General features: G+C 43.6%; 19 protein-coding genes and 1 riboswitch. Of the genes, 6 read left to right on the forward strand and 13 right to left on the reverse strand.

Annotated features, from left to right (window positions below):
- Positions 1-2 precede the first annotated feature (2 nt).
- A complete protein-coding gene (locus tag AC04Q6_RS12085) occupies positions 3-2,120 on the forward strand; it encodes a glycoside hydrolase family 36 protein (protein WP_118070977.1) in 2,118 nt (705 codons plus the stop codon).
- A gap of 208 nt (positions 2,121-2,328) precedes the next feature.
- Here the strand turns inward: AC04Q6_RS12085 and AC04Q6_RS12090 are convergent, their stop codons facing one another.
- A complete protein-coding gene (locus AC04Q6_RS12090) occupies positions 2,329-3,522 on the reverse strand; it encodes an MFS transporter (protein ID WP_118061996.1) in 1,194 nt (397 codons plus the stop codon).
- Positions 3,523-3,683: 161 nt separating this feature from the next.
- Between AC04Q6_RS12090 and AC04Q6_RS12095 the strand changes: the two genes are divergently transcribed.
- A complete protein-coding gene (locus AC04Q6_RS12095) occupies positions 3,684-4,529 on the forward strand; it encodes an AraC family transcriptional regulator (RefSeq protein WP_118061995.1) in 846 nt (281 codons plus the stop codon).
- A gap of 17 nt (positions 4,530-4,546) precedes the next feature.
- Here the strand turns inward: AC04Q6_RS12095 and AC04Q6_RS12100 are convergent, their stop codons facing one another.
- Complete coding sequence (locus AC04Q6_RS12100; protein WP_178087486.1) at positions 4,547-5,416, reverse strand: AraC family transcriptional regulator; 870 nt, start codon at positions 5,414-5,416, stop codon at positions 4,547-4,549.
- A gap of 233 nt (positions 5,417-5,649) precedes the next feature.
- Between AC04Q6_RS12100 and AC04Q6_RS12105 the strand changes: the two genes are divergently transcribed.
- Both AC04Q6_RS12105 and AC04Q6_RS12110 read left to right on the forward strand, forming a co-directional pair.
- Entirely contained in the window at positions 5,650-6,273 is a 624-nt protein-coding gene (locus AC04Q6_RS12105; protein WP_118061993.1) for a sugar O-acetyltransferase, read from the forward strand.
- Entirely contained in the window at positions 6,263-7,534 is a 1,272-nt protein-coding gene (locus tag AC04Q6_RS12110) for an MATE family efflux transporter (RefSeq protein ID WP_118070975.1), read from the forward strand. The genes AC04Q6_RS12105 and AC04Q6_RS12110 overlap by 11 nt, the downstream gene beginning before the upstream one ends.
- Here the strand turns inward: AC04Q6_RS12110 and AC04Q6_RS12115 are convergent.
- The 8 genes from AC04Q6_RS12115 to AC04Q6_RS12150 all read right to left on the reverse strand — a co-directional run bounded on the left by AC04Q6_RS12115 (position 7,527) and on the right by AC04Q6_RS12150 (position 14,340).
- A complete protein-coding gene (locus tag AC04Q6_RS12115) occupies positions 7,527-8,813 on the reverse strand; it encodes a Na+/H+ antiporter NhaC family protein (protein ID WP_476389696.1) in 1,287 nt (428 codons plus the stop codon). The genes AC04Q6_RS12110 and AC04Q6_RS12115 overlap by 8 nt on opposite strands.
- Positions 8,814-8,884: 71 nt before the next feature.
- The gene (locus AC04Q6_RS12120) at positions 8,885-9,691 is read right to left on the reverse strand and encodes a Cof-type HAD-IIB family hydrolase (protein WP_118070974.1); all 807 of its coding nucleotides are present in this window, start codon (positions 9,689-9,691) and stop codon (positions 8,885-8,887) included.
- An 8-nt stretch (positions 9,692-9,699) separates the two neighbouring features.
- On the reverse strand, positions 9,700-9,906 hold the full coding sequence (locus AC04Q6_RS12125; protein WP_118070973.1) for a DUF6219 family protein: 207 nt from the start codon (positions 9,904-9,906) through the stop codon (positions 9,700-9,702).
- 32 nt (positions 9,907-9,938) lie between these two features.
- On the reverse strand, positions 9,939-11,297 hold the full coding sequence (locus AC04Q6_RS12130) for a M20 family metallopeptidase (protein WP_118061989.1): 1,359 nt from the start codon (positions 11,295-11,297) through the stop codon (positions 9,939-9,941).
- Positions 11,298-11,483: 186 nt separating this feature from the next.
- Positions 11,484-12,143, reverse strand: a complete 660-nt coding sequence (locus AC04Q6_RS12135; RefSeq protein ID WP_118070972.1) for an SDR family NAD(P)-dependent oxidoreductase — start codon at positions 12,141-12,143, stop codon at positions 11,484-11,486.
- Positions 12,140-12,700 carry an ECF transporter S component gene (locus tag AC04Q6_RS12140; protein WP_021977801.1) on the reverse strand — a complete coding sequence of 187 codons (561 nt, stop codon included), beginning with the start codon at positions 12,698-12,700 and terminating at the stop codon, positions 12,140-12,142. The genes AC04Q6_RS12135 and AC04Q6_RS12140 overlap by 4 nt, the downstream gene beginning before the upstream one ends.
- A gap of 13 nt (positions 12,701-12,713) precedes the next feature.
- Positions 12,714-13,688, reverse strand: coding sequence for a nucleoside hydrolase (locus AC04Q6_RS12145; protein WP_118070971.1), 975 nt, complete (start codon positions 13,686-13,688; stop codon positions 12,714-12,716).
- 122 nt (positions 13,689-13,810) lie between these two features.
- A riboswitch (PreQ1 riboswitch) is annotated at positions 13,811-13,855 on the reverse strand.
- A gap of 8 nt (positions 13,856-13,863) precedes the next feature.
- Entirely contained in the window at positions 13,864-14,340 is a 477-nt protein-coding gene (locus tag AC04Q6_RS12150) for a hypothetical protein (protein WP_242996926.1), read from the reverse strand.
- Between the two features lie 119 nt (positions 14,341-14,459).
- Between AC04Q6_RS12150 and AC04Q6_RS12155 the strand changes: the two genes are divergently transcribed.
- Positions 14,460-16,709: a glycoside hydrolase family 3 C-terminal domain-containing protein gene (locus tag AC04Q6_RS12155; protein WP_118070970.1), complete on the forward strand. Its 2,250-nt coding sequence runs from the start codon at positions 14,460-14,462 to the stop codon at positions 16,707-16,709.
- Between the two features lie 106 nt (positions 16,710-16,815).
- Positions 16,816-17,286, forward strand: a complete 471-nt coding sequence (locus AC04Q6_RS12160; protein WP_476389697.1) for an ABC transporter substrate-binding protein — start codon at positions 16,816-16,818, stop codon at positions 17,284-17,286.
- A gap of 128 nt (positions 17,287-17,414) precedes the next feature.
- Here AC04Q6_RS12160 and istB read toward each other — a convergent pair whose 3' ends face one another.
- The 3 genes from istB to AC04Q6_RS12175 all read right to left on the reverse strand — a co-directional run bounded on the left by istB (position 17,415) and on the right by AC04Q6_RS12175 (position 23,143).
- The gene (gene istB, locus AC04Q6_RS12165; protein ID WP_055057938.1) at positions 17,415-18,191 is read right to left on the reverse strand and encodes an IS21-like element helper ATPase IstB; all 777 of its coding nucleotides are present in this window, start codon (positions 18,189-18,191) and stop codon (positions 17,415-17,417) included.
- Complete coding sequence (gene istA / locus AC04Q6_RS12170) at positions 18,188-19,732, reverse strand: IS21 family transposase (protein WP_118071978.1); 1,545 nt, start codon at positions 19,730-19,732, stop codon at positions 18,188-18,190. The genes istB and istA overlap by 4 nt, the downstream gene beginning before the upstream one ends.
- A 540-nt stretch (positions 19,733-20,272) precedes the next feature.
- On the reverse strand, positions 20,273-23,143 hold the full coding sequence (locus AC04Q6_RS12175; RefSeq protein ID WP_476389698.1) for a TrlF family AAA-like ATPase: 2,871 nt from the start codon (positions 23,141-23,143) through the stop codon (positions 20,273-20,275).
- Positions 23,144-23,372 lie beyond the last annotated feature (229 nt).

Below are 23,372 nucleotides of genomic sequence, written 5' to 3' on the forward strand. Positions count from 1 at the left end.
GTATGAGCTACAAAAACGGGAATATGAAAATAATCGAATTACATGAAAACGGCCTGGATATCCAGTTCCGTATCCGTGAAAACGGCGTGGTAGAGCTGGCAGATTTTTCTTCACAGGAAGTAAAAAAAGCAGCCATGGAGCCGAAGGAAGATATTTATTATCCGGCTGTTGAGATCCACAGAAGCGGCACCGGAAGCCTGAATATGCATGCTTACAAAAACAACATCAATCAGTCCTCTGTAGACTTTGTTTATGAGAAACATGAACTGAAAGAGCAGGACGGTGGAAAAGAACTGGAGATCGTAATGGTTTCTCCGGAAAAGCTGAAAGCCGTATATCATATGCGCCTGTTTGACGGAGTTCCGGCAGTGCAGACCTGGACAGAGATCACCAACGAGGGAAGTGAAGATCAGGGCCTGACTTACGTTTCTTCTTTTATATATCAGGGAATTTCCAGAGGCGGTGACAAACCTTATTACAAAAAAACAGATATCTATGTACCGTTTAACAGCTGGTGCTGTGAGGCACAGTGGCAGAAATATGATGCAGAGACACTGAACTTAAACGGAATGGTCGTAGACGGATTTAATCATCAGGGATATGGACTGAACCGTTATTGTTACAGTGGAAAGGGAAGCTGGTCTACCTGCGAGTATCTTCCAATGGGAATTGCCGAAGACAGAGAAACAGGGGAAACTTATATTTTCCAGGTTGAAAGTTCCGGACAGTGGCTGATAGAATATGGTTCCGCCCAGGGTGGGAATCTGTATCTTACTATAAGCGGTGCCACAGAGCAGGAGCATGGATGGTATAAGAATCTGAAACCGGGAGAATGCTTCACAACTGTTCCGGCAGGGGCAGCCGTTGTAAAAGGAGGTCTGAATCCGGCAGTAGCAGCGCTGACCAGATATCGTAGAAAAGTACGCAGAGCAAATCCGGACGATGAGAAACTGAACGTGGTATTTAATGATTACATGAACTGCCTGATGGGAGATCCCACAACAGAGCGGGAGCTTTCCATCATTGACAAGGCGGCAGAGCTGGGATGTGAATATTACTGTCTGGATGCAGGATGGTATGACGACGGATTCTGGTGGGACCGTGTCGGTGAATGGAAGGAAGCATCCGGAAGATTCCCTGGAGGCCTGAAAGAAGTCTGCGATTACGCACACAGCAAAGGCCTGAAAATGGGACTCTGGCTGGAAATCGAAGTTATGGGAGTTGCCTGTGAGCTTGCAAATAAACTTCCGGATGACTGGTTTGTCTGCCGCCATGGAAAACGCCACATTGACAACAAACGTTACATGCTGGATTTCCGCAATCCGGAAGTACGGAAATACTGCCGTGATGTAGTGGACAGGCTGATCCGTGATTATGGCGTAGAGTACTTTAAGGTGGACTATAACGTAACGATGGGATACGGAAGTGAATTGAACAGCGACAGCTGTGCAGATGCCATCCGTGAGCATTATGAATGTCTCCATCAGTGGTATGAGGAGATCTTCCGTGATTATCCGGATCTTGTTGTGGAGAACTGCGGTTCCGGCGGACAGCGTATGGACTATGGTATGCTGAAAGTCTTAAGCCTTCAGTCAACCAGTGACCAGACCGATTATCTCTACAATGCCAATATTGCAGCCAATGTGGCAAGTGCGGTTGCCCCTGAGCAGGGTGGCATGTGGGTATATCCGTATGAGGATGAAGAAGAGCATGTGATCTACAATGTGGTAAACGGTATGCTCCTTCGCCCGTATATCAGCGGTATGGTATGGAAGCTTGGCGAGAATTCCATGAACCGTATGAAAGAGGGAATCGCCCTGTATAAGGAAATCCGTGAGGAAGTCCGTGACGGTGTGCCGTTCTTCCCGCTGGGCTTCGGTACTCTGAAGTCGGAAGTTCTCGCTTACGGAGTAAAAGCAGAGAAGAATACCTATCTTTCTGTATGGACACCGGGAACAACAGAAGCGGTGATCCCGCTGGAAGACGCAGAAAAGATCAGCAAAGTATCCGTGATCTATCCGAAAGAAGAGATGTGCGAATATAAGATCGAAAATGGAAATCTTGTAGTGAAGATGCCGCAGGAAAAAGCAGCCAGACTGTTTATGATCGAGATGAAATAAGAAAGATATAAAGTCCTTTTTATTGGACTGTAAAAACGACGAATGATGAAAATTACAGGAAAATAAAAAGAGTGATACAAGGCAAGATGCAGATAAAAATACAGCCAGGAGTATCGGAGGTAGATTCTGATATATTCCTGACTGTATTTTTTATAGCAGTAATTTATGGAAATGCTATAGTCCCGGTAAATGGACAGTATTGTTTGATTTACCGGATATCCGCACCCGGTTTCATGATCTGAAGCAGGATCACCGCACAGATGATCGCTCCGATACCGGGAATGGCACCGCCGATTCCCACAAACCGAAGTCCGGCATATTTTACGATCACACCACCCATGGCAGAACCGGCTGCAATACCGAAGTTAAAGAAAACCGAGATCAGAGAAGAAGCCAGGTTTACACAGGCAGGGTGATCCCTGGTGGCGATCTTCAGGAAATGCATTTGCAGCGGTGAATTCAGAAGATACATCACAACACCCAGGATAAAAAGTACCAGTCCTCCGCTTACCAGATTGTGGGTGGCAATGGGAAGAAGCAGCAGACATACAGTCTGGATCACATAGATCAGAGGCAGCATGCGGATGCCGGTTTTGTTTGCCACCTGACCGGAACTTACGTTGCTGGTGATAGCTGCAATACCGAAGATCAGAAGTGCAAGGCTTAACATGGAATCCGGAATGTGAAGTTCCTGCTGGAAGATCGGTGTCAGGTATGTATAAAAACAGTAAGTGGAAGCACCGGCCAGAAAAACAATGGCACAGCCGATGGAGATCCTTTTATCCAGAAAAAGCTTAAACTGTTCCAGGATACTTCCTGCTTTCAGACGGTTCTGACGTGGCAGTTTCATAAACAGAAGCGCCAGCAGAGCCAGAGTCGCCACAAAGATCGTGATAAAAGCCGCACGCCATCCAAAAACATGAGTGATGGTGGAAGCGATAGGCACACCGATGACCGAAGCGATACTGAAGCCCGAAAAAACACCTGCGATCACACCTGGGATATGCTCCGGGATGGAAGCAACATCTTCCGCATAAGTCATGGAGATGGAAACCACAGTACCGGAAACGACAGCCGTAAGAATACGGAATACCAGAAATACCATGTAATTGGTAGCAATGGCACAGATCAGGTTGCAGAGTGCAAACAGTGAAATTCCAAGCATGGTAATACGGAAACGGTTGTATTTTCCCACATAGGCAGCCAGAAACGGAGTGCCCAGGCCATAGGCGAAAGCAAACAGAGATACAATACTTCCGGCCTGTGTCAGTGAAATCCCGAATCCGTCAGCAATTTCCGGCAGGATACCGATCACTGTATATTCACTGGTACCCAGAAAAAAGCTGAGCATGATCAGGCCTACAACAGCCGGATTAAAAAATCGAGCTTTGGATGATGACATGATAATAAGTCCTCCCTGAAAAAATAAAGATCAAGTTTCTGCATCAGAGAAATCTTCTTCAATGCGGTAAAAGAATATCATAATTTCCACCGTGTTTCTTGTTTACAGCTGTCAGATTTTTGTAGTATATTGATATCAGAAAACGGGGAGGAGTAGAAAAAATGGCAATACCGGTATTTGGAAAAGAACAATATCCACTGCGCAAAGAGTCCGGACTTTCCTATACGATCTCGGATATTTACAAGCATGTGCCGCTACATACCCATAATCATTATGAACTTTTTATTATTTCAGAGGGTACGGCCTATCATTTGATCAATGATTCCGTGCAGACGGTGAAAAAAGGAGACCTGTTTTTTATACGCCCCAATGATATGCACAGTTACAGCTTTTTTCATTCAGAGAATTTCTGTGTCCGGAATCTGGGCTTTTCCACCCAGGTGCTTCGAAATGTTTCTCTGTTTCTGGAACAGGAAGAAAAGATGGATAAACTGATAAACAGCGAGATGCCGGCCTATGTTCATCTGGAAGGGGAAAATTTCCGCAAAGTCCTGGATGCCATGGATACTGCCGGAAATCTGGTAAACGAAAGCCATCCCAGGCATGCAAGATATCATGCACAGTGTATCATTGCGCTTCTTCTGGAGGATTATTTTTTCATTTACGATGAAAAGGATCCCTGGAATCAGATGCCGTCCTGGCTGTCAGAACTTCTCTTAAATATGTCCAAGATCGAAAATCTTCAGGAAGGCTATGAAAGAATGTGTGAGCTGGCGCCCTGTTCTCCGAGCCATCTCTGCAGGCTGATGAAGCAGATCAGCGGGAAAACTCCTACTCAGTATATCAACCAGGAACGTCTGAAATACGCGGTCTATCTTCTGGCGCAGACAGACAGGGAGATCCTGGACATCTGTGAGTGTTGTGGATTTTCTAATGTGAGCCATTTTTATCATCTGTTCCGGGAACAGTTCGGGGTGTCACCGGCAAAATTCCGGAAGACAGTGTGATCTGCCTGGGGCAGTTATCAGGTTTTGCGAAATTTCCCGGGACTCATGCCTGCCCATTTTCGAAAAGATTCCGCATAATAACTGGCACTGCCAAAGCCGGTGGAAAGAGCGATTTCTGTTATAGTCATATCGGTTTCCCGGAGAAGCTGAGCACTTTTATTCAGGCGGTACTGATTCAGATAGAGATTTGGACTCTGGCTGAAATATCTGGAAAAGAGTTTGCAGCATTTGCTGATACCTACGGAACCGGCAGCCGCAATTTCCTTAAGGGAAATCCTGGAAGTGTAGTTCTGCTGGATAAAACCGGTCATGTTCCGGATGGCGGTAAGATCTGTATTGGTATGGTCTTCGGTCCGGGAGGCAGAGGGCAGATGTTCAAGAAGCAGAGCCCAGATCAGGGAAAAAGAGGATAGGATCCGTAAAGGAGCAGTTTTACTCTTACGGTGCACATAGATGTCGGCCATTTGTTTCAGAATCTGTGCCTGCCAGGAAATCCCGGGATCAAAGATAAAAAAGGGAACTTCGTTGTTCCGGATCAGAGGAAGGACGAAGTTTTTTTCATAGGCAGGTAATGTGCACAGAAGCATGGGGTGGATGAGGATGCAAAAAAATTCACATTCCCTGTGACTTTCAGAAAATCCGTAATGCATCTGCCTGGAATTTACAAAAATCCCCTGTCCCTGTTCCAGAGTGAGGATTTTTCCGTTGACATTATATTGCATCTGGCCGGACTGGATCATCAGAAATTCAATGTCATCATGCCAGTGGCTGATAGCGGAATAATTGGGATAGTGGGAAAGCATTTCATGGATGGTGTAGGCCGGACAGTCAGGATAATCGTAGACCATTTTTTCAGAAAGGTCATCCTTTAAGTCTATATAGATCATATTCATACCTCGCAGGATTGTTATAAAGTTAGATAGAAAACCGATAGAATAACTTAAAAATATACAATATAATTATAAAACGAAAAGATGCTTCGGTCAATGTCCGCGTAAACTGTAAGGCAGATATAGTGGAGCATGGCCGCCGTCCTCTCCGGAATCACTCACAGTGCGTCAGGAGACACCGGGCATTTTTTTGAAGAAAACAAAGTGTATTTATAAGAGAGGGATTTACAATGGACAATATTTACAGAAGAGATCACGAAATGGCATACATCTCCGATGATGCAGTAGTGGCGCAGCAGAAAGAAACAAAAAAGGCCGTCCGGAAGTACAATGAGGCCATGCCTTTTGACCCGGAAAAGGGTATGGAATATCTGGAACGCACAGGACTGAAGCATAAGAAAAACGTATATTTTGAGCCGCCGTTTCACTGTGAGTACGGAAGCCATATCGAAGTCGGAGAGAATTTTTATGCCAACACCCACTGCGTGATGCTGGATGTGGGAAAAATCACCATCGGGGATAACGTAATGTTTGGCCCCAATGTAGGTATTTACACAGCCGGACATCCTATCCATCCGGAAAGCCGTAATTCCGCTTTTGAGTACGGGATTCCTGTCACCATCGGGGACAATGTGTGGATCGGCGGAAGCTGCTGCGTTCTTCCGGGTGTAAAGATTGGAAATAACGTTGTGATCGGCGCGGGAAGCGTAGTGACAAAGGACATTCCGGACAATGTATGTGCAGCCGGAAATCCCTGCCGCGTGATCCGCGAGATCACGGATGCGGACAAGCCATATTACTTTAAAGAACGGAAATTCGATGAGGAGGCATGGGCAAAAATAAATGAAAAATAAAAAAGACCCGGCATTCACCAGAAAGCTTATAAGCCTGGTGATGCCCATCGCTTTTCAGCAGTTTATGCTGGCTCTGGTCAGTGCATCCGATGCCCTGATGCTGGGAGTGATCTCACAGGATTCTCTTTCCGCAGTATCTCTGGCAGGGCAGATAACATTTATCCATAACCTTCTTCTGGAAGCAATGACCATCGGCCTTTCTCTTATCGCAGCCCAGTACTGGGGAAAGGGAGATATTCCGGCAGTGGAGAGGATCTTTGCCTTTGTGATGAAAGTTACGACTGCAATCTCCCTGATCTTTACTCTGTCCGCGCTGCTGATCCCGGGAATGCTGATGAGGATCTTTACCAATGATCCGGTACTGATCCGGGGCGGTTCCCTGTATCTTCGTGTGATCGCGGTATCCTATCTGCTTACCGGAATTTCACAGATGTATCTCTGCATCCTGAAAAACAGCGGCAGAGCGGCAAAAAGCAGCATGATCAGCGCCACAAGTGTGGTAGTAAATATTTTTATCAATGCAGTGCTGATCTATGGATTATTCGGAATGCCAAGAATGGAGATTGCCGGAGCCGCACTGGCAACAGTAACGGCTCGTATCATTGAAGTTACATGGTGCGTTCTGGAAACTGTGGGAAAAGATCAGGTAAAACTCCGGGCAAAATATCTCCGCAGAGACGATCCCGTTCTCAGGAGAGATTTCTGGAAATATACAACACCGGTGATCTGCAATGAGATCGTCTGGGGAACCGGATTTTCCATGTATTCCGTAATTATGGGACATCTGGGAAGTGATGCGGTAGCCGCCAATTCCATTGCCAGCATTGTCAAAAACCTGGCCGGATGTTTCTGTATGGGACTTGGAAACGGTGGCGGAATCATGTCCGGACTGGTGCTTCTGGCATTCAGTCCGCTGATTCTCCGTGCGGCCAACCTAAGCGTTACAGCGGAAGGATATCTTAAGGGAATGCTCCTGATCTGTGCTTATTATATGATCGGACGTTCGGTAAACGGAGTAACCATCAGCGGAATTTTCTGTGCAGGCGGAGACAGTAAGTTCGGGCTGTACTGTGACTGTATTTCCATGTGGTGTATTATGGTTCCACTGGGCCTTATCGCCGCATTTGTGCTGAAGCTTCCGGTGCTTGCGGTTTACTTTATCATCAGTCTGGATGAATTTGTGAAGATCCCGGCTGTGTATCTGAATTATAAGAAGTATCGTTGGGTGAAGGATCTGACGGTAAAAACAGACCCTACCTGAACAGATGCACAGCCAGTCCCCACAGCGGCAGCAGATACAGATAAAAGGCAACTGCGATACTGATGTTTGGCGCACCAATGGCAGCCAGCGGCACGGCTCCTGCAATGGACCAGGGGATCATGGGCGCTATGACCACCACCGTATTTTCCAGATCCAGGGCAAAAGAAGATTTTTCCGGATTGTTTTCCCCGCACAGCTGGCTGGTGAGCATGATGGCAAGAGTCTGGTTGCAGGAGATGGCGGAAGTGACAATGGAAGTCAGTAAGGTTGTGCCATAAGGGGTGATCCTGGAACCCAGTTTTTCCATCAGGGCTTCAATTCCGTTCAGAAATCCGGTTCCCTCAACCATCCCGGAATAGCAGGAAGAAATTCCAACGATCAGATAAACCCGCAGCATGGAAAGAAAACCGCCGCCGCTCATCAGTTTCGCAATCTTCCCATCAGAAGGCGAAAATCCTGAGAAACATAAAGCAGGAAGTTCCGACACCGGAAAGTGCTGTACACTCACCGCAATGGCCATTCCCACCAGTCCGCTGATGGCAATGGTCTTTTTTACATCCACATGAAGAAGGGAAAGTACCAGCACGATCATAACCGGCAGCAGCATCAGAGGAGTGAAATTATAGTAATTCACAAGCAGGTTCCGGGTGGTATCGACAGCCGTGCTGGTATGGACGGAAAAGCCGAGAATTCCATACAGAACACAACTGAGTATGAAGGGAACCAGAGCACTGCGTGTCATATTCCGGATATTGGAAAAAAGATCCGTTTTTGTCAGTTCACTGACAAGAAGCGCACTGGTGGAAACCGGAGAACACCGGTCCCCGAAAAAAATCCCGGCCAGGATCGCGCCGCCGGTAAGAAAGGGAGGAATACCCATACTGTTGGCCATAGTCATACAGATTACGCCGATGGTGGCAGCGCTTCCAAAGGAGGTTCCCGTAAGGAAGGAGATCAGACAGCACAGAAGAAAAGACGCCAGCAGCATCACGGAAGGAGTACAGATGGCAGATGCATAATATACGATATAGGCAATGGAACCACAGGCACGCCAGATCGCTGTGAGCATACTGATCAGTAACAAAGTCAGCAGAACATTTTTTACTGTGAAAATTCCGTTCCGGGAAAAACGAAGCATCTCTTTTACACTTTTTCCATGGATCAGTCCATAGGAAAAGAACAGAATGTACCCGAATATCAGGGCAAAAACAACAGAAGCACCGGTGACTACACATGCGATGAGACTGGCTGCAAACAGCGCCAGAAATAAAAGTTCCATAGATATTTTTTCCTCCGTGATACTGAAAAGTCTTTTCGTATTATACCAGTATGGAAATAGGAAAACAATTGTTACATTATCAGTTCACGAAGTGCATGAGCGATACCGTCCGAATTATTGGACAGTGTAACCTTATCAGCGACAGCCTTTACCGCATCTTCCGCATTACCCATGGCAACACCACAGCCGGCAGCCCGGAGCATAGGGATGTCATTTTCGGAATCACCGAATGCTGCCGTGTCAGCCGGATCGATACAAAGGCGGCTGCACACATCAAGAAGAGCTTTTCCCTTATTGATGGAAACCGGAATGATTTCCAGATAAAAAGGTGCCGTGCGGACAACACAGAGATCATCGGGAAGATGGCTGCGGATCATATCCTGAATGTTCAGGATTTCATCCGGGTCAACAGATAGGAGAAGCTTTACCGGGGAAAAATCCAGAAAATCTGCAAGGTTATCGACTTCTGTGCAGTCCATCTGATTGTTCCAGCATTCGTATTCCACCTTATATCCATGAGCATCTTCCACATAGAAGCGTTCGCCGTCGTCCAGGATTACAGTGACAGGAAGCGCTTCCAGAAAACGGAGAAGTTCCCGGGTTTTATTAAGGTCCATATGGGTTTGTGAAAGAAGTTGTCCGTCTGTGGCGTCTACGACTTTTCCGCCGTTGTAGGCCATGAGGATGCCGTGGTGGTCACCAAGGCGCAGCTCACTGGCAGCAGAATAAAGTCCGGGTACAGGTCTGGCAGAAGCCAGCATTACCCGGATTCCCTGTTCCTGAAATTTCAGAAGTGTGCTTAGGGTATCTGCTGTGATTTTTTTCTCATCGTTGGTAAGTGTACCGTCAATATCAAGTGCGATCAATTTTAATTTCATATTTGCAGTTATTTGTTGTCAGCAGGACATTCTTTTTCCTGCGATCTTTTTGAGGGAGTGATCATTTTGTGACCGGACCAGATAGCCATGATCATACAAAACAGTGTGCCGAAAGAGAAATATTTGTGTGCTTTCATGAATTTTCTGTAGCCTGTGTAAAAAGCACCTGTCATGCAGAGCAATGCTCCAAGTGACCAGTATTTATGTGCTTTCATATAAAAATTCTCCTATCTTTCTATAGTATTTTTCAGATAGCAAGCAGATTTCTGATCGCTTCCATATAGATCAGGACTGCTTCTTCCATACCGGAAACCAGGATAAATTCGTCGGCTCCGTGGATGCGGTAGTCGATTCCCTCTTTTTCAGGTCCGAAGGCGATGATGTTTTTGAGGGATTTTGCGTAAGTGCCGCCGCCGATGACCATTGGTTTGTGCTCTGTGTCGCCGGTTACATCTGTATAAGCTTTGTACAGGGCATTTACCAGTGGAGATTCTCTTGGGAAGAATAATGGGGCAACAACGTTGTTGATCTCAATACGTCCGTTTTTATCCTCCAGTTTGTCCTCACACATTTTGCGGATCTCTGCTTCCTTAAGAGTAACCGGGACACGGATATCGATGGTGCAGGAGATCACGCCGTTTTCTGTTTTTACGATTCCGTTGCACAGGGTCAGATCTCCGTATTCATCCGCAAATTTCAGACCGATGCCGGAACCGTCACAGGCAGTGCCGATATGGGAGTTATAGAATTTTACAAAATCATCTTCAAATCCTGCCTCTGCCAGGCATTCAAAGGTTACACCTGCAGCATTGACTCCCAGGTGCGGGGTGCTGGCATGAGCCGGAACACCTTTGGCGTAGATGGTAAGCTCACCATTTTCTTCAGTTACTTTGTATTCCTGGAGCTTTGTATGGGAAAGTGCTGCTTCCAGCTTTTCTTTCAGATCATCTTCGGCGGGAATAACAGTTGTGCAGGTGTCGCACATTGCATTGGAAACAAAACCGCCGTTCATGGAAAGGATCCTGGTGTTTTTGGAGTAGGCCATCATACCCAGCTGTCCCTTTTCGCCGTGGATACATGGGAAATTGGCATCCGGTGTGAAACCACAGGAGAGCTCTTCGGCTACCTGGTTATAGTGAGCCATACATCTGGAACCGGTCTCTTCGTTGCAGCCCATGATCAGGCGGACTCTTTTGTTCAGTTTTACACCGTGGTCGCGGAGAAGCTTCATGGCGTAGAGCGCTTCCAGAATCGGACCTTTGTCATCGGTAGTTCCACGTCCGTATACATGGTCGCCTTCACGGGTAAGCTTAAATGGATCATAAGTCCAGTCACCACCCACTGGCACGATATCCAGATGTCCGGCGATTCCAACGATCTCATCGCCCTCACCCATTTCTGCATAGCCACAGTAGTTGTCCAGGTTTACGGTTTTAAAACCAAGCTCATCGGCAATCTTGAGACCTTCTTCCAGGGCTTTTGCAGGGCCTTCACCGAAAGGCTTTCCTTCGGCAGGTGTGCCGAGCTGGGAGTCGATGGCAACCAGTCTGCCAAGGTTTGTGAGCATTTCTTCTGATAATGAATGGATTTCTTCTTTAATATTCATAACGATTTCCTCCTGTTGACAGCGTTCCGGAAATGTATCCTGTGTTTATGGACAGATGGCATCTGCCTGCTTGGCATAGTGATAGACCGGAACGCCAGTATTATGAGGTCTATTATAACACAGATCAGAATAGACGGCAGAGGAGATTTTTATATTGTGGAGCGTCTGGCGGTGTTAAGAGAAATCTCACGTTTCATCCGGCCAGATAAAATTGCAGTTTCCGGCTTCCAGGCCATCGATGAGAATATTCTGGCCTGTACAGAAGCGGTTTTTTACAGCCATAAAATAAATCCATTCTGCAGCTTCATCCACAGTCATCCACCGCTTCAGCGGAGTCAGATCCATGATCTGATCCCAGAGTTTTTTGTCCTCCATCACCGGACGGTTCAGCTCTGTCATGACGCCGCCGAAATCCAGGCTGTTGCAGGTGGCCTGGTAAGGCGCGATCCGCATTGCCACATTTTTGGCATAGGCCAGAACGCCACCCTTGCTGGCTGCATATTCCGGGAATTCGGAGCCGGTATGTCCGCTTGCTGAGCCGATCATCACAATAGAGTAAATATCAGGATGGATTCCGTAATGTTCGGTAATGGAAATGGTTCCTTTTAAGTTTACGTCAATGTCATTTCCGTCCTGGGTTCCTGCATTGTCGATCAGGATATCTACAGGAGGGAGTTCCGGGTAGGAATCCTTATCCCGGATATCCAGGCAGAAATGGATATATCCGGGCTGAGTGATCGTGGCGGCATTTTTATCGAAGCCATAGACTTCATGGCCTTTTTTCAGAAAAAACTCTGCACATCCCTTTCCGATCCCGGAGCTGGTACCTGTAATTAAAATTTTCATCGGATAAAACTCTCTTTCATACTTTTTCGCAATGCTCCCATCAGGACAGCTGCCAGTGCAAGACAGAGAATTCTGTCAATGTAATCGGTGATAAACTGGACTGCAAAACAGCTTCCGACCATTCCAAGAGGTGTTTTTGCGAGAAGCTGTACAAGAATGGAGGAACCGGAAGAGGTGATCCCGCCGAACAAAAATGCAGTGATGCAGGAGCTGATCAGAGTTGACGGAAGGGTGATCGCAATGGCCGCCGGAAAGATCTGCCATTTTTTCGGCTGAAATTTCCGGTATACAAGACCGGTCACAAAACCGAGAACGATTCCCACCGGAGCATAATACAGAGAATAAACATCTACGGTCATTCCCATTAACAAGCCGCTGATCAGATTGGGAAGCATACCATAAAACGGTCCAAGAATGGAAGCGATAAACACAGTACCGATACTGTCAAGATAGATGGGGAGCTTCAGGAAAAGAGCGATCTGTCCGCCCACAAAATTAATACAGATGGCAAACGCGATCAGGCAGATTTTCTGTACATTTATTTTTTCTGTTTTCATATTCAGTCACTCCTTATATTAAATCCTGCAAAATATCCAGTTTTTCCGGTTCCAGACCAAGGATCCTGGAGAGGAACAGCTGGAAGAATGCATATACGTCTACTTCGGTCAGTACTTTTGTATTTGGTGTTTTCCGGTAAAAATCCATGAAATCCACAACGGACTGTCCAAGAGAGATTCCTTCGGTTTCGATCTGTACATAGGAATCAAAACCCTGGCAGATATCCGGATCCAGAAAGTATGCCACTGCCAGTGGATCGTTGATCACACAGCCAATGATATGCTCCCATTCCCAGTGAAAGTCAAAATAAAATTTCGTGATCTTTCGGATAAATTCTCCGGTCTCTTTATTCAGACGACAGATATATTCCAGAAGAGTAGGAGTGAGAACGATCTTTCTTGTCACATCAAGACCGATCATGTGGATCATTTTTCCATTCTGGTGAAGGGTGTCATAGACCAGTGCGGCAGCATCCGGATCGCACCAGTAGTTATACTCTGCAACAGGGGAACAGTTTCCGTGGCTTTTAAAAGAACCGCCCATAGATACCAGTTCCTCGATCTGGTCAAAAGCTGCCGGGGCTTTCTGGATCAGGCGTGCAAGATTTGTCATGGGACCCAGGGCGATCACGGAGACTTTTTCTTTTATCAGCGCCTTGGAGAGAAAATCTACAGCACCGATTTCCTGCTGATATCCGGGGACCTCGGGCAGAAAGCTTTCGCCGAGCCCGTCAGCGCCATGAGTATCCAGAGCGTTTACGTAATCCCGCTTCAAAGGTCTGGGTTCCCCCATATAGACCGGCACATCTAGCCGGTTCATCTGCTTCAGGATCTTTTTTGCGTTTTCGAATCCCATTTCCACGGGGGAATTTCCGCAGACAATGGTGATTCCAAGTACTTCGATTTCCGGTGATGTAAGAGACAGCATGATGGCCAGGCTGTCATCAATTCCCGGGTCGCAGTCAATGATGATTTTTCGTTTGTTCATTTTGTTCCTTTCCAACTTGTGTCAAAGCAAAAAAAATGCTTTTGTTTATCACCTCCAATAAACAAAAGCATCCGTAAAAAGACTGCAGATTGTGTATACGTGCAGCCGGAAATTCTTTTTTACTTTGCCTAGTTTTTTATACTGGGAGGTTTTCGAACCAGTTTCGGTGGATATTTTAACATATGTTTCGTGATGTGACAAGATACGGTATCATTTCCATTCTCTTCCGTGGATCGTATACTTCCTGTGCAAAACGTGCTGCCGCCCTTTGGGACAGCTTTTCTATGGAAACGCTGTTTGTACATTCTTCTACTGTCTGAATATATCCATCGCTTAAAGAATAGGCTGTTTCCTCTGGTACACCACCGTCAATAGCAGCCCTGGTAAAAAGGGTGATTCCGGCAATAAACATATTTTTGCTGTTACGGAGCTGATCTTTTGAAAGGATCCCTTCGGTTCCATCTGGCTTCTGTTGCAGCAGAGAAAGGATCTGCTCCACCTGGCCGCTTCTTATGGCATCATACTGCATGCGTTCTCTGGCATAGGAGGTATGCTTTGAAAGATTTTCCCGCCGCTGAAAAAGGGTGTTCTCTCCTCGGTTTACTGCCAGTATTTCTTCAGAACGGATATCTCTGATGTCAATTTTTTTCATATAGTGGATATCTCCTGGTTGTAGTGCAATATTTTATTAGTTTTAGCAATATTTTATTATATTTTACCATCAGAAGATGTTATAGTCCATATTAAGAAAAAACATTTGGAGGTGCTTTTATGGAACGGGATCTAAAAAAAATCGTAAGTGAGATGACGCTGGAGGAAAAAGCCGGCATGTGTTCAGGGCTTGATTTCTGGCATCTGAAAGAAGTGGAACATCTGGGAATTCCAAAGGTGATGGTCAGCGACGGGCCTCACGGGCTGCGCAAACAGGATGAAAAAGGCGACCATCTTGGAATAAACGACAGCATCAAGGCTGTCTGTTTTCCTCCTGCAGTCTTAAGTGCCTGCTCTTTTGACCGTGGGCTGATGGAAGAAATGGGTAAAGCTATCGGAAGAGAGGCACAGGCAAATGATGTATCTGTTGTACTGGGACCTGCTGTAAATATCAAACGTTCTCCTCTTTGTGGAAGAAATTTTGAATATTACTCTGAGGATCCATATCTTGCAGGTGAGATCGCTGCCGCCTTTGTAAAAGGCGTACAGTCTCAGCATGTGGGAACCTCCATCAAGCATTTTGCGGCAAATAATCAGGAATATCGCCGTATGAGCAGTTCTTCAGAAGTAGATGAGAGAACACTCCGTGAAATTTATTTTCCGGCTTTTGAGACAGCTGTAAAAAAGGCACAGCCGTACACCTTTATGTGTTCCTATAATCAAATCAATGGTACTTTTGCGTCCGAGAACAAATGGCTTCTTACAGATGTGCTTCGTGGAGAATGGGGATTTAAGGGTTATGTTATGTCAGACTGGGGAGCTGTTAATGACCGTGTAAAAGGTCTTGAGGCAGGACTTGAGCTTGAAATGCCGGCCTCCGGAGGAGACAATGACGCCATGATCGTAAAGGCGGTAAAAGATGGAGCGTTGGAGGAGAAAATCCTGGATCAGGCTGTAGAACGTATCCTCCGTATTATTTTTGAATATGCAGACCATCGTAAGCCCCAGGAATTTACCATGGAAAAGGATCATGAAGAGGCTCAGCATATTGCAGAAGAATCCATGGTCCTTCTGAAAAATGAAAATCACATCCTGCCGCTGAAAACCTCTGAAAAAGCTGCATTTATTGGCGGCTTTGCCAGAAATCCCCGTTTTCAGGGAGGTGGCAGCTCACACATCAATTGTTTTAAGACAACAAATGTACTGGATTCTGTTCCCTGTGATGCACAGGTAGTTTACGCAGAAGGCTTCCCGGCAGACAGAGATTTTTATGACAAGGCGCTTGCTGATGAGGCTGTGAAAGCAGCTGCTGAGGCGGACAAAGCCGTGATCTTTGCAGGACTTCCTGAAAGCTTTGAATCTGAAGGGTATGACCGTTCCCACATGAGACTTCCAGAATGTCAGAACCGCCTTATAACAGAAATCCTGAAAGTACAGCCCAATACTGTGATCGTTCTTCACAATGGTTCTCCTGTGGAAATGCCGTGGCTTGGAGAGATTAAGGGACTTCTGGAAACATATCTTGGTGGACAGGCTGGCGGAGCTGCAGCAGCAAATATCCTCTATGGAAAAATAAACCCAAGCGGCAAGCTTGCGGAGACTATGCCTTTGAAGCTGTCAGACAATCCGTCGTATCTGAATTTTGGCGGTGGAGAAAAGGTGGAGTATCGTGAGGGAATATTTGTAGGATACCGTTACTATGATACAAAAGAAATGGATGTGGCTTTTCCATTTGGATATGGTCTTTCTTATACTACATTTGCTTACAGTAATCTTAAGTTATCCATGGAAAATCCTACAGAAAAAGACACCGTCATGGTTTACGCAGATGTAACAAATACAGGAAAATCTGCCGGAAAAGAAGTGGTACAGCTCTATATCAGAGACCTGACAGGCTCTGCCATCCGTCCTGAAAAGGAGCTGAAGGGCTTTGAAAAGGTTTTCCTGGAGCCAGGTGAGACAAAAACAGTTACGATGGAACTGAATAAACGAAGCTTTGCATGGTACAATACGGAACTCCATGACTGGTTTGCTGCCAGTGGAGACTATGAGATACTGGTGGGAGCTTCTTCAAGAGACATCCGTCTCACAGAGACACTTCATCTGAACAGCAGTCAGAGGCTTCCCATGCATGTTCATATGAATACCACACTTGGAGATTTGCTCCGAAATCCGGAAACAGCAGAAGCAGCCAAAAAACTGATCCAAAAGTATCTTTCCGGGGAAGCTGGTTCTGAAGCTGCTTCTGAGGCTGTCAGCGAAGAGATGACCATGGCTATGACAGATTCCATGCCATTACGTGCTCTGATGGGGTTTGCCGGAGTTTCCAGAAAAGAGCTTGACAGTGTTATTGAGAAACTGAACAAGTAGCGAAGCGGATTGCGAATATCCACTTGACGATAATAAAAAGAAATTTTGAACCTTTCATTCCTTTATGCATATCCTAACAGCAGAAGTTTCTTAAAGGAGTATCTGCATGAAAAATAAAAAATGGATCTCACTGGCGGCAGCTGTTGTCCTGGCTGTGACAGCACTGCCGGCGGGAGTATTTGCTGCAAAGAGGGATGGAACAGAAGAGAAGCTTACCAAAGTTACATTGAATGAAGTAGCCCATTCGATTTTCTATGCGCCGCAGTATGTGGCAATCGAAGAAGGATATTTTGAAGAAGAAGGTCTGGATCTTACGCTGGTAACTGGATTCGGAGCAGATAAAGTGTTGACTGCGCTGATCTCCGGGGAAGCGGATATTGGATTTATGGGAGCGGAAGCATCCATCTATGCCTGTCAGGAAGGGGCAACTGATCCGGCCGTGAACTTCGCCCAGCTGACCCAACGCGCGGGAAATTTTCTTGTTGCAAGAGAAGAGATGCCGGATTTCAAGTGGGAAGATCTGAAAGGAAAGAAAGTTCTTGGCGGGCGAAAAGGTGGCGTACATATATCAATGTAAATTATGAGACGATTGTAATTTTATGTAATTGGGTGGATGTGAATATTACGGTGCGGCAGAGCCGCCAGTCCGGTGTGGCGAGAGCCACCTGTCCGGACTAACGGAGCCACCCCATTTTGTTTATTAAGTTACTTTGCCATTGCTGGATCCAGTCCATATACTTCTCTCATAGAGAGGTCTTTAGATGGGTCAACACTTTCAATATCGATCTTATAGGAATCATACGATATACGATCCATGATGGCATCGGCAAGAGTACTTTCACCATCACAGATTTGCTGGTACCATTCACTTTCACGGAACTGAGAACAAAAGATCGTTGAAGATTTTTTTCGTCGTTTATGTATCAGTTCAAAAAGATTCCTGGCTTCAGCTTCTGTCAGTTTAAGAAGCAGCCACTCATCAATGATCAGTACTATTGGCTTGGTGTATTTCTTCAGGACAGTTGAGAAAGTTCCATTGTCCCTGGCAGCCTGTAAGTCCAATAATAGATCAGGAAGCCGTACATACCGTACTGAGTAATAGTGCTTGCATGCTTCCATGCCAAAGGCACAGGCCATATAAGTTTTACCACTTCCGGTTGCTCCAGTAATAAAGATGTTTCGGTATTCTGTAATGTATTCACAGGTTGCCAGACGGTTGATCAGTGCTTTGTTCAGCTTTCGTCCAGAATGGTAATCAATCGCTGCGATGCTGGCATCTGGCTGTTCAAACTCAGCCTGGCGGATCAGCCTTTTCAGACGATTGTTTTTGCGGTTGCTGTATTCGACATCAACAAGCATGCCGAACCGATCTTCGAATGGAACTTCCTTCATTGCAGGATCATCCATCTGGATGCGGAATGCATCTGCCATAGCAGTCAGACGCATTTCAATAAGTTTATCGATTGTACTTTGATTTGTCATGATTTTTTACCTCCATAGTATCTGGCTCCTCTGGTTATGCCATGTGGTTTTACTGCTTGAAATGATTCTGATTCGGTATCAGGTGCATCCTTTGTTGCAGCCAATAGATTTTTGATACTTTTATAGCTGGGTTTACCGGAATAAGAGAGCGCCTTAGCGCAGACCTGTTCCAGTTTTTCTGGCGAATATTTTTCTGCCAGTTTCAGTAATCCCATGCAGCTTCTGTAGGATTGCTGTTCAATCCTGCCGGAGGTAAGTATTGCATCGACAACCTTACTTGTGTTAATTCCAATCGAATCAGCCCACTTACGGAATCGGTCACCGTTCCATTCCAGATATTTCTGGTGTTCCTGCGGCATATGTTCTGTCACTGTAGAATACTGACCGCTTCGTCCATAGAGTCGTCTGTGAGAGGCAATACGATTGTGATTATAAAATATTTCAACCGTTGTATCTGTTATACGCACATCAACCTTATTTTTGATATACTGATAAGGCACGGAGTAGAACATTCTGTCTACTGCGATGTGATAGTTAAACTGGACGGTGGCTTGTTTCCACTCAGCCAGTTCAAAAGGTGTAGCAGGCAACGGAGCCAGTAATGGCATTTCTTCCCCAAGAAATAAACTGAGTCTGCTACATTCCTTTTTCTGGAATTTACGGGCGTTGTAGGCATCCAGTTTTTCACGGATTGAAGCATTCAATTCTGCAAGAGAGAAAAACTGTTCATTGCGAAGGGCTGCTGTTATCCATGTGGATATCTTTCCTACCGATCCCTCTACATTCGGTTTATCTTTGGGTTTCCGGACTCTGGCCGGAAGGATGGCAAGATTGTAATGTTCTGCCATCTCATGATAAGTTGTGTTTAAGGCAGTGTTGTACCAGTCACTCTTTTTATGATTCACTGCGGTTGTGCAGTTATCAGAAACGAGCATAGGTGTGACACCGCCAAAGAAATCAAACATCTGGACATGAGCTTTGATCCAGTTGTCGGTTTTCTCATTCATATATGCTTTTACAAAAGCATACTGACTGTAAGTTAATACACCTACAAATATCCATGCATTTGTGATTTCTCCGGTGTCCGGATCAATGATGTGAGCAGGGTCACCGGCCCAGTCAACTTCAATCTGTTCACCTGGTTTTCTAGGGATATGCATGGTAGCCCTGCGTTTTTCTTCATCCTTCTGGATGTAGTAGCAGAACTGAGAATACATTAGAGGCTCTTCGCTGCTCATGCGGCACTCCTCACAGTATTCTACCCAGAGAAGTTTTTTGTTTACGCCGTTCCGCAGAAGTTCTTTGCGGATGTAGTCAAAGTTTGGCATACGTTTATTCGTTGCCGACTTATCTTTAGGAAACATCAGCTCCTCTAGCGCACTGTCGGTCATGTCAAAATCCAGCGGCCATGAAAGATTGATTTCCGCTGCTTTTTTCAAAACCTTGGCGACTGTGTTTCTGGATACACCGCAACTTTGTGCGATGTTCCTCTCACTGAATCCTAAGCTTTTCAAGCGTAGGATTTCACGATACTTGGTCATAATTTACGACCTCCTTTATCTGTATTCACACCAAAGGTGTGTATTTACAGTATAAAGGAAATATATGTAATAGAGTCCAATAAGGTGGCTCTGAATTACCGGAATATATGGCTCCCATTCTCCGGCATGGTGGCTCTCAAAGTCCGGACAGGTGGCTCTGAGAGTCCCGGAATAATCAGTGGATGGATTGAATAGTGCGAAGAAGTCACAGAAAATAGAATAGCTTTAAATATAAGTGGAAATATTTTTGCTAATATCTCCACTTATATTTTGCGAAATTTTGTTATCTCTTTCCAGTTACTCGGAAATCCCATATATTCAAAAAGATTATTCAACTTCAAATTTGAATTCTGCTTTTCATATCGGTCAAAAATATGCAATAGTTGCTTTTTAAACAGTAAAAAATCGGTCTTTGGAAGTAGATAACGAAAAGTAATGACTGATATAACTAAGAAAGTCAACCAGAAATTACCTTAATCATAGTATATGATATGATTTATATTTTATGTTTAAAGCAGATTATTTTGTATAGTTGGTTAATTAATCATGTTGAATACCTGCATATTTGTTTTGGCGAAGCTTGAAAGCAGGACGTCCCCCCTCTAAAATATCGCAAATCTGAGTTTGAATACCATTTTGATTTAGAATACCTTTTAATGTAACTCCAGTATCATCGGTTAATATCTCATCATTTTCTATCGCACCACTACGATATTCAAATCTCTTTTCTGCATTTTCAGTTCCAATCCCATCTTGATTTGCAATAATAATTTCTTCTGCGTCAGCACCTAAAACAACATTAGCATTATGAGTAACAATAATTATTTGACGTTCTTTCTTTTTTCGTCTAATGTATTGAACGAGGTCATTATAAATAGATCGATTATCTAAGTCATCCTCTGGCTGATCAATTAATATTGGACATTTGCTATCCTCAAGACTGATTAACATTTCAAGAAGAACCAACGCCTTTTTACCAGGAGACATACTTTCAATAGAATCATTTCCGCTTTTTACTATGTAATGAATGTTATACCAATTTTTGAAAATATAAGATAAAACATCGGTTAGTGTGTTTCCTGCTTTAAATGATAATCCACCATATTTTTCTGGCTCTTCCCATGCATTCCAAAGAGTTGAAAGGAACTGCTTCCCATAGTTCTCTGGTTTTAAATCTGTAAGATCATAGTTATGTTTAGTTCTAAAAGGTGTAAAGTTCTTGTTGTTAAAAATTCGAGCTAAACATTCCATAAATTCTGTTTGTTTCCAAACAATCTCGGCATCAAATATCAAAGAAGTATTTCTTGAAGTTCCTGTGGATCTTATGATTTTACCAAAAGTAGTATATATATCCAAATAATCTGATTGAGATGCAATAATTTTTTCTTTTATTTGATTAATACTTTTGAGAAGATCTTCTTTTTGTGTCTCACGTTCGATTGCAGATTGTAATAATTTACGTTCAGCATTAATGCGAGTTGTTAATTTTCCGAGCTGTTCACTTTGAGCAACTTTTTCCTTTAAAGATTCATATTCTTCTTTTAATAAGTTTAAATTATGATTATTTTGACTAATGGATGATTGCAAATTCTTACAATTTAAATTGATAATAGTTTCCCATTTAGGCAAAATTTCTTGATTTAAAGCAGTCAATGCAGAATTTAAAGTATTTTCAGTAACTGGAAAATCCTTAGAAAAATCATGTTCTATCGATAATCCATCTAGACAAGAAAAATATCCAGGAACTACAACAGATACCTTAAAAATCTTTTTTTGATTTTCTAATTCATAGTGTAGTTTTTCATTTTTTAAAACAATAGACTCAATATTTTTTTCCACTTCGTTAAAACGATTAATTTCTTCCGGAGTAACATTTACTTTTTGTGCCAGTACCTCTCTCTCTGATTCTAATTGCTGAATAGTTGAATTGTAGGTCGATGAAGAACCGTCTTTCTTTATCAATTCATTTAAATCCGTCAATTTCGTTTTATCAGCAATTAATTCATCAATTAATAATTGGACTTTCTTTTGAATTTTGTCAGTATCTGCTTTTAAATTTTCATAAGCTTTTTTAATATCTGGTTCTTGTAACAATACATCAAAAATAATTTTATTGATAGCAGTCATCTCTTCTGGATTATCAATAGTACTGTTCAAAAAAGTTTGAGGGATATAGACTATTTTTCTTCCATTACTTGTACCATCTTTCCATGTGACGGTGGTCTTAACGCTGGGAAATGTGTTATGCGGTAAACGTCCTTCTTGTTGTAGAGCATAATCATTATCAATGGCTCTTGCCATTTGACGTAGTAACATTGATTTTCCAGTAGATTTTCCACCAATTATGCATGTTAATGAACTATTAAAATATATAGGAGCTTCTTGAAAAGCTTCATTTTCAAATCTTACCGAATCAATTATTTGGTGAATATCTCCAATATCAGGTTGTTCATTTTGAATACAAACTCGTTCGGATGGTTCATAAACAACTTGCAGTAGTCCTTCAAAAGTCAGTTCAGATTTCACCCAACAATGTCGGTCCTCAGCAGGCTTAAACATTTTCTGATACTCATGTGCATCTGAGCCCCATATACAAGGTTTAATTGAGCCAAATTCTTTAATTTGAGCATCTTCTCTGCCGGATGCCAATGCCCATTTTATTGTTTTTTCATTAGATGTAAGCAAACAATGACATTGTTTATATATATTTCTTCTAGTAGAATAATCACGTCCATTCCAACTAATCTGGGACAAATCTTCATCAACAGGCACAGTAATAAGATATTTATTCCTAAATGTAGGATTATTCTCAAGTACTTTTTGTATATCAGCATAATTTACAGTTACATGATTTAGGCCTACTAATAAGTCGGAACCAGAATCATTATTATTGTTCTTTATTTGACTTCCTAATTCTTTTATATTTGAAAGGGTTAATGATCGCGTATTTCCACTATCATAGTTAAAAGTCAATTGATGTAAAAAATTTTCTTCGATATCTTGTATTGTTATATCATTAGAAAAAATAACATGATAATTCACCGAATTTGCATTTCGACCAACAAAATTTTCTAAACGTAGCTCAATATTAGGAAAAATAAAAATTTTTTCTATTTTACGGCGTAGCTCATCATCTGGAAAACATTGGAGCATTTTAGAAGGAGAAGAAAGATACTTTTCTTTTATGCGTTTGTATCCTTCTAACATAAAATAATCTGTAATTCCGATTGCAGCAACATTATTTTCAACAGCTAATGTGAAAAGTTTTTTTACATATTCATCAAATTCTGTTTCTAAATCACTTTCAGTCAATTCAAATGGATTAAATCCATAATTATTATTTAAAATGGAATATGGGGTGTGAACGTGAAAATCCCATTTACGCCATATAGAACCATAAGAGCATTGCATACAAAATACCTCCTTTGTAATTGCTATCTTTTTTATAAATTATCATTTATCTCATTAAGTATTACTCTGGGTCATCCAATAGGGGCGAGTAGCATCCCTGTTGGCACACGATTTTCCGTCAGGAAAGTCTAGTGTGTTATACCTTTATGAAATTGTGGCTGCCGGGAAGAACTTCTATATCCTTCTGATTATCTTCAACTCCCGGCATTCTGTGCTGAAAGATACTCCA

It is taken from the genome of Blautia sp. HA9023 (assembly GCF_056504095.1).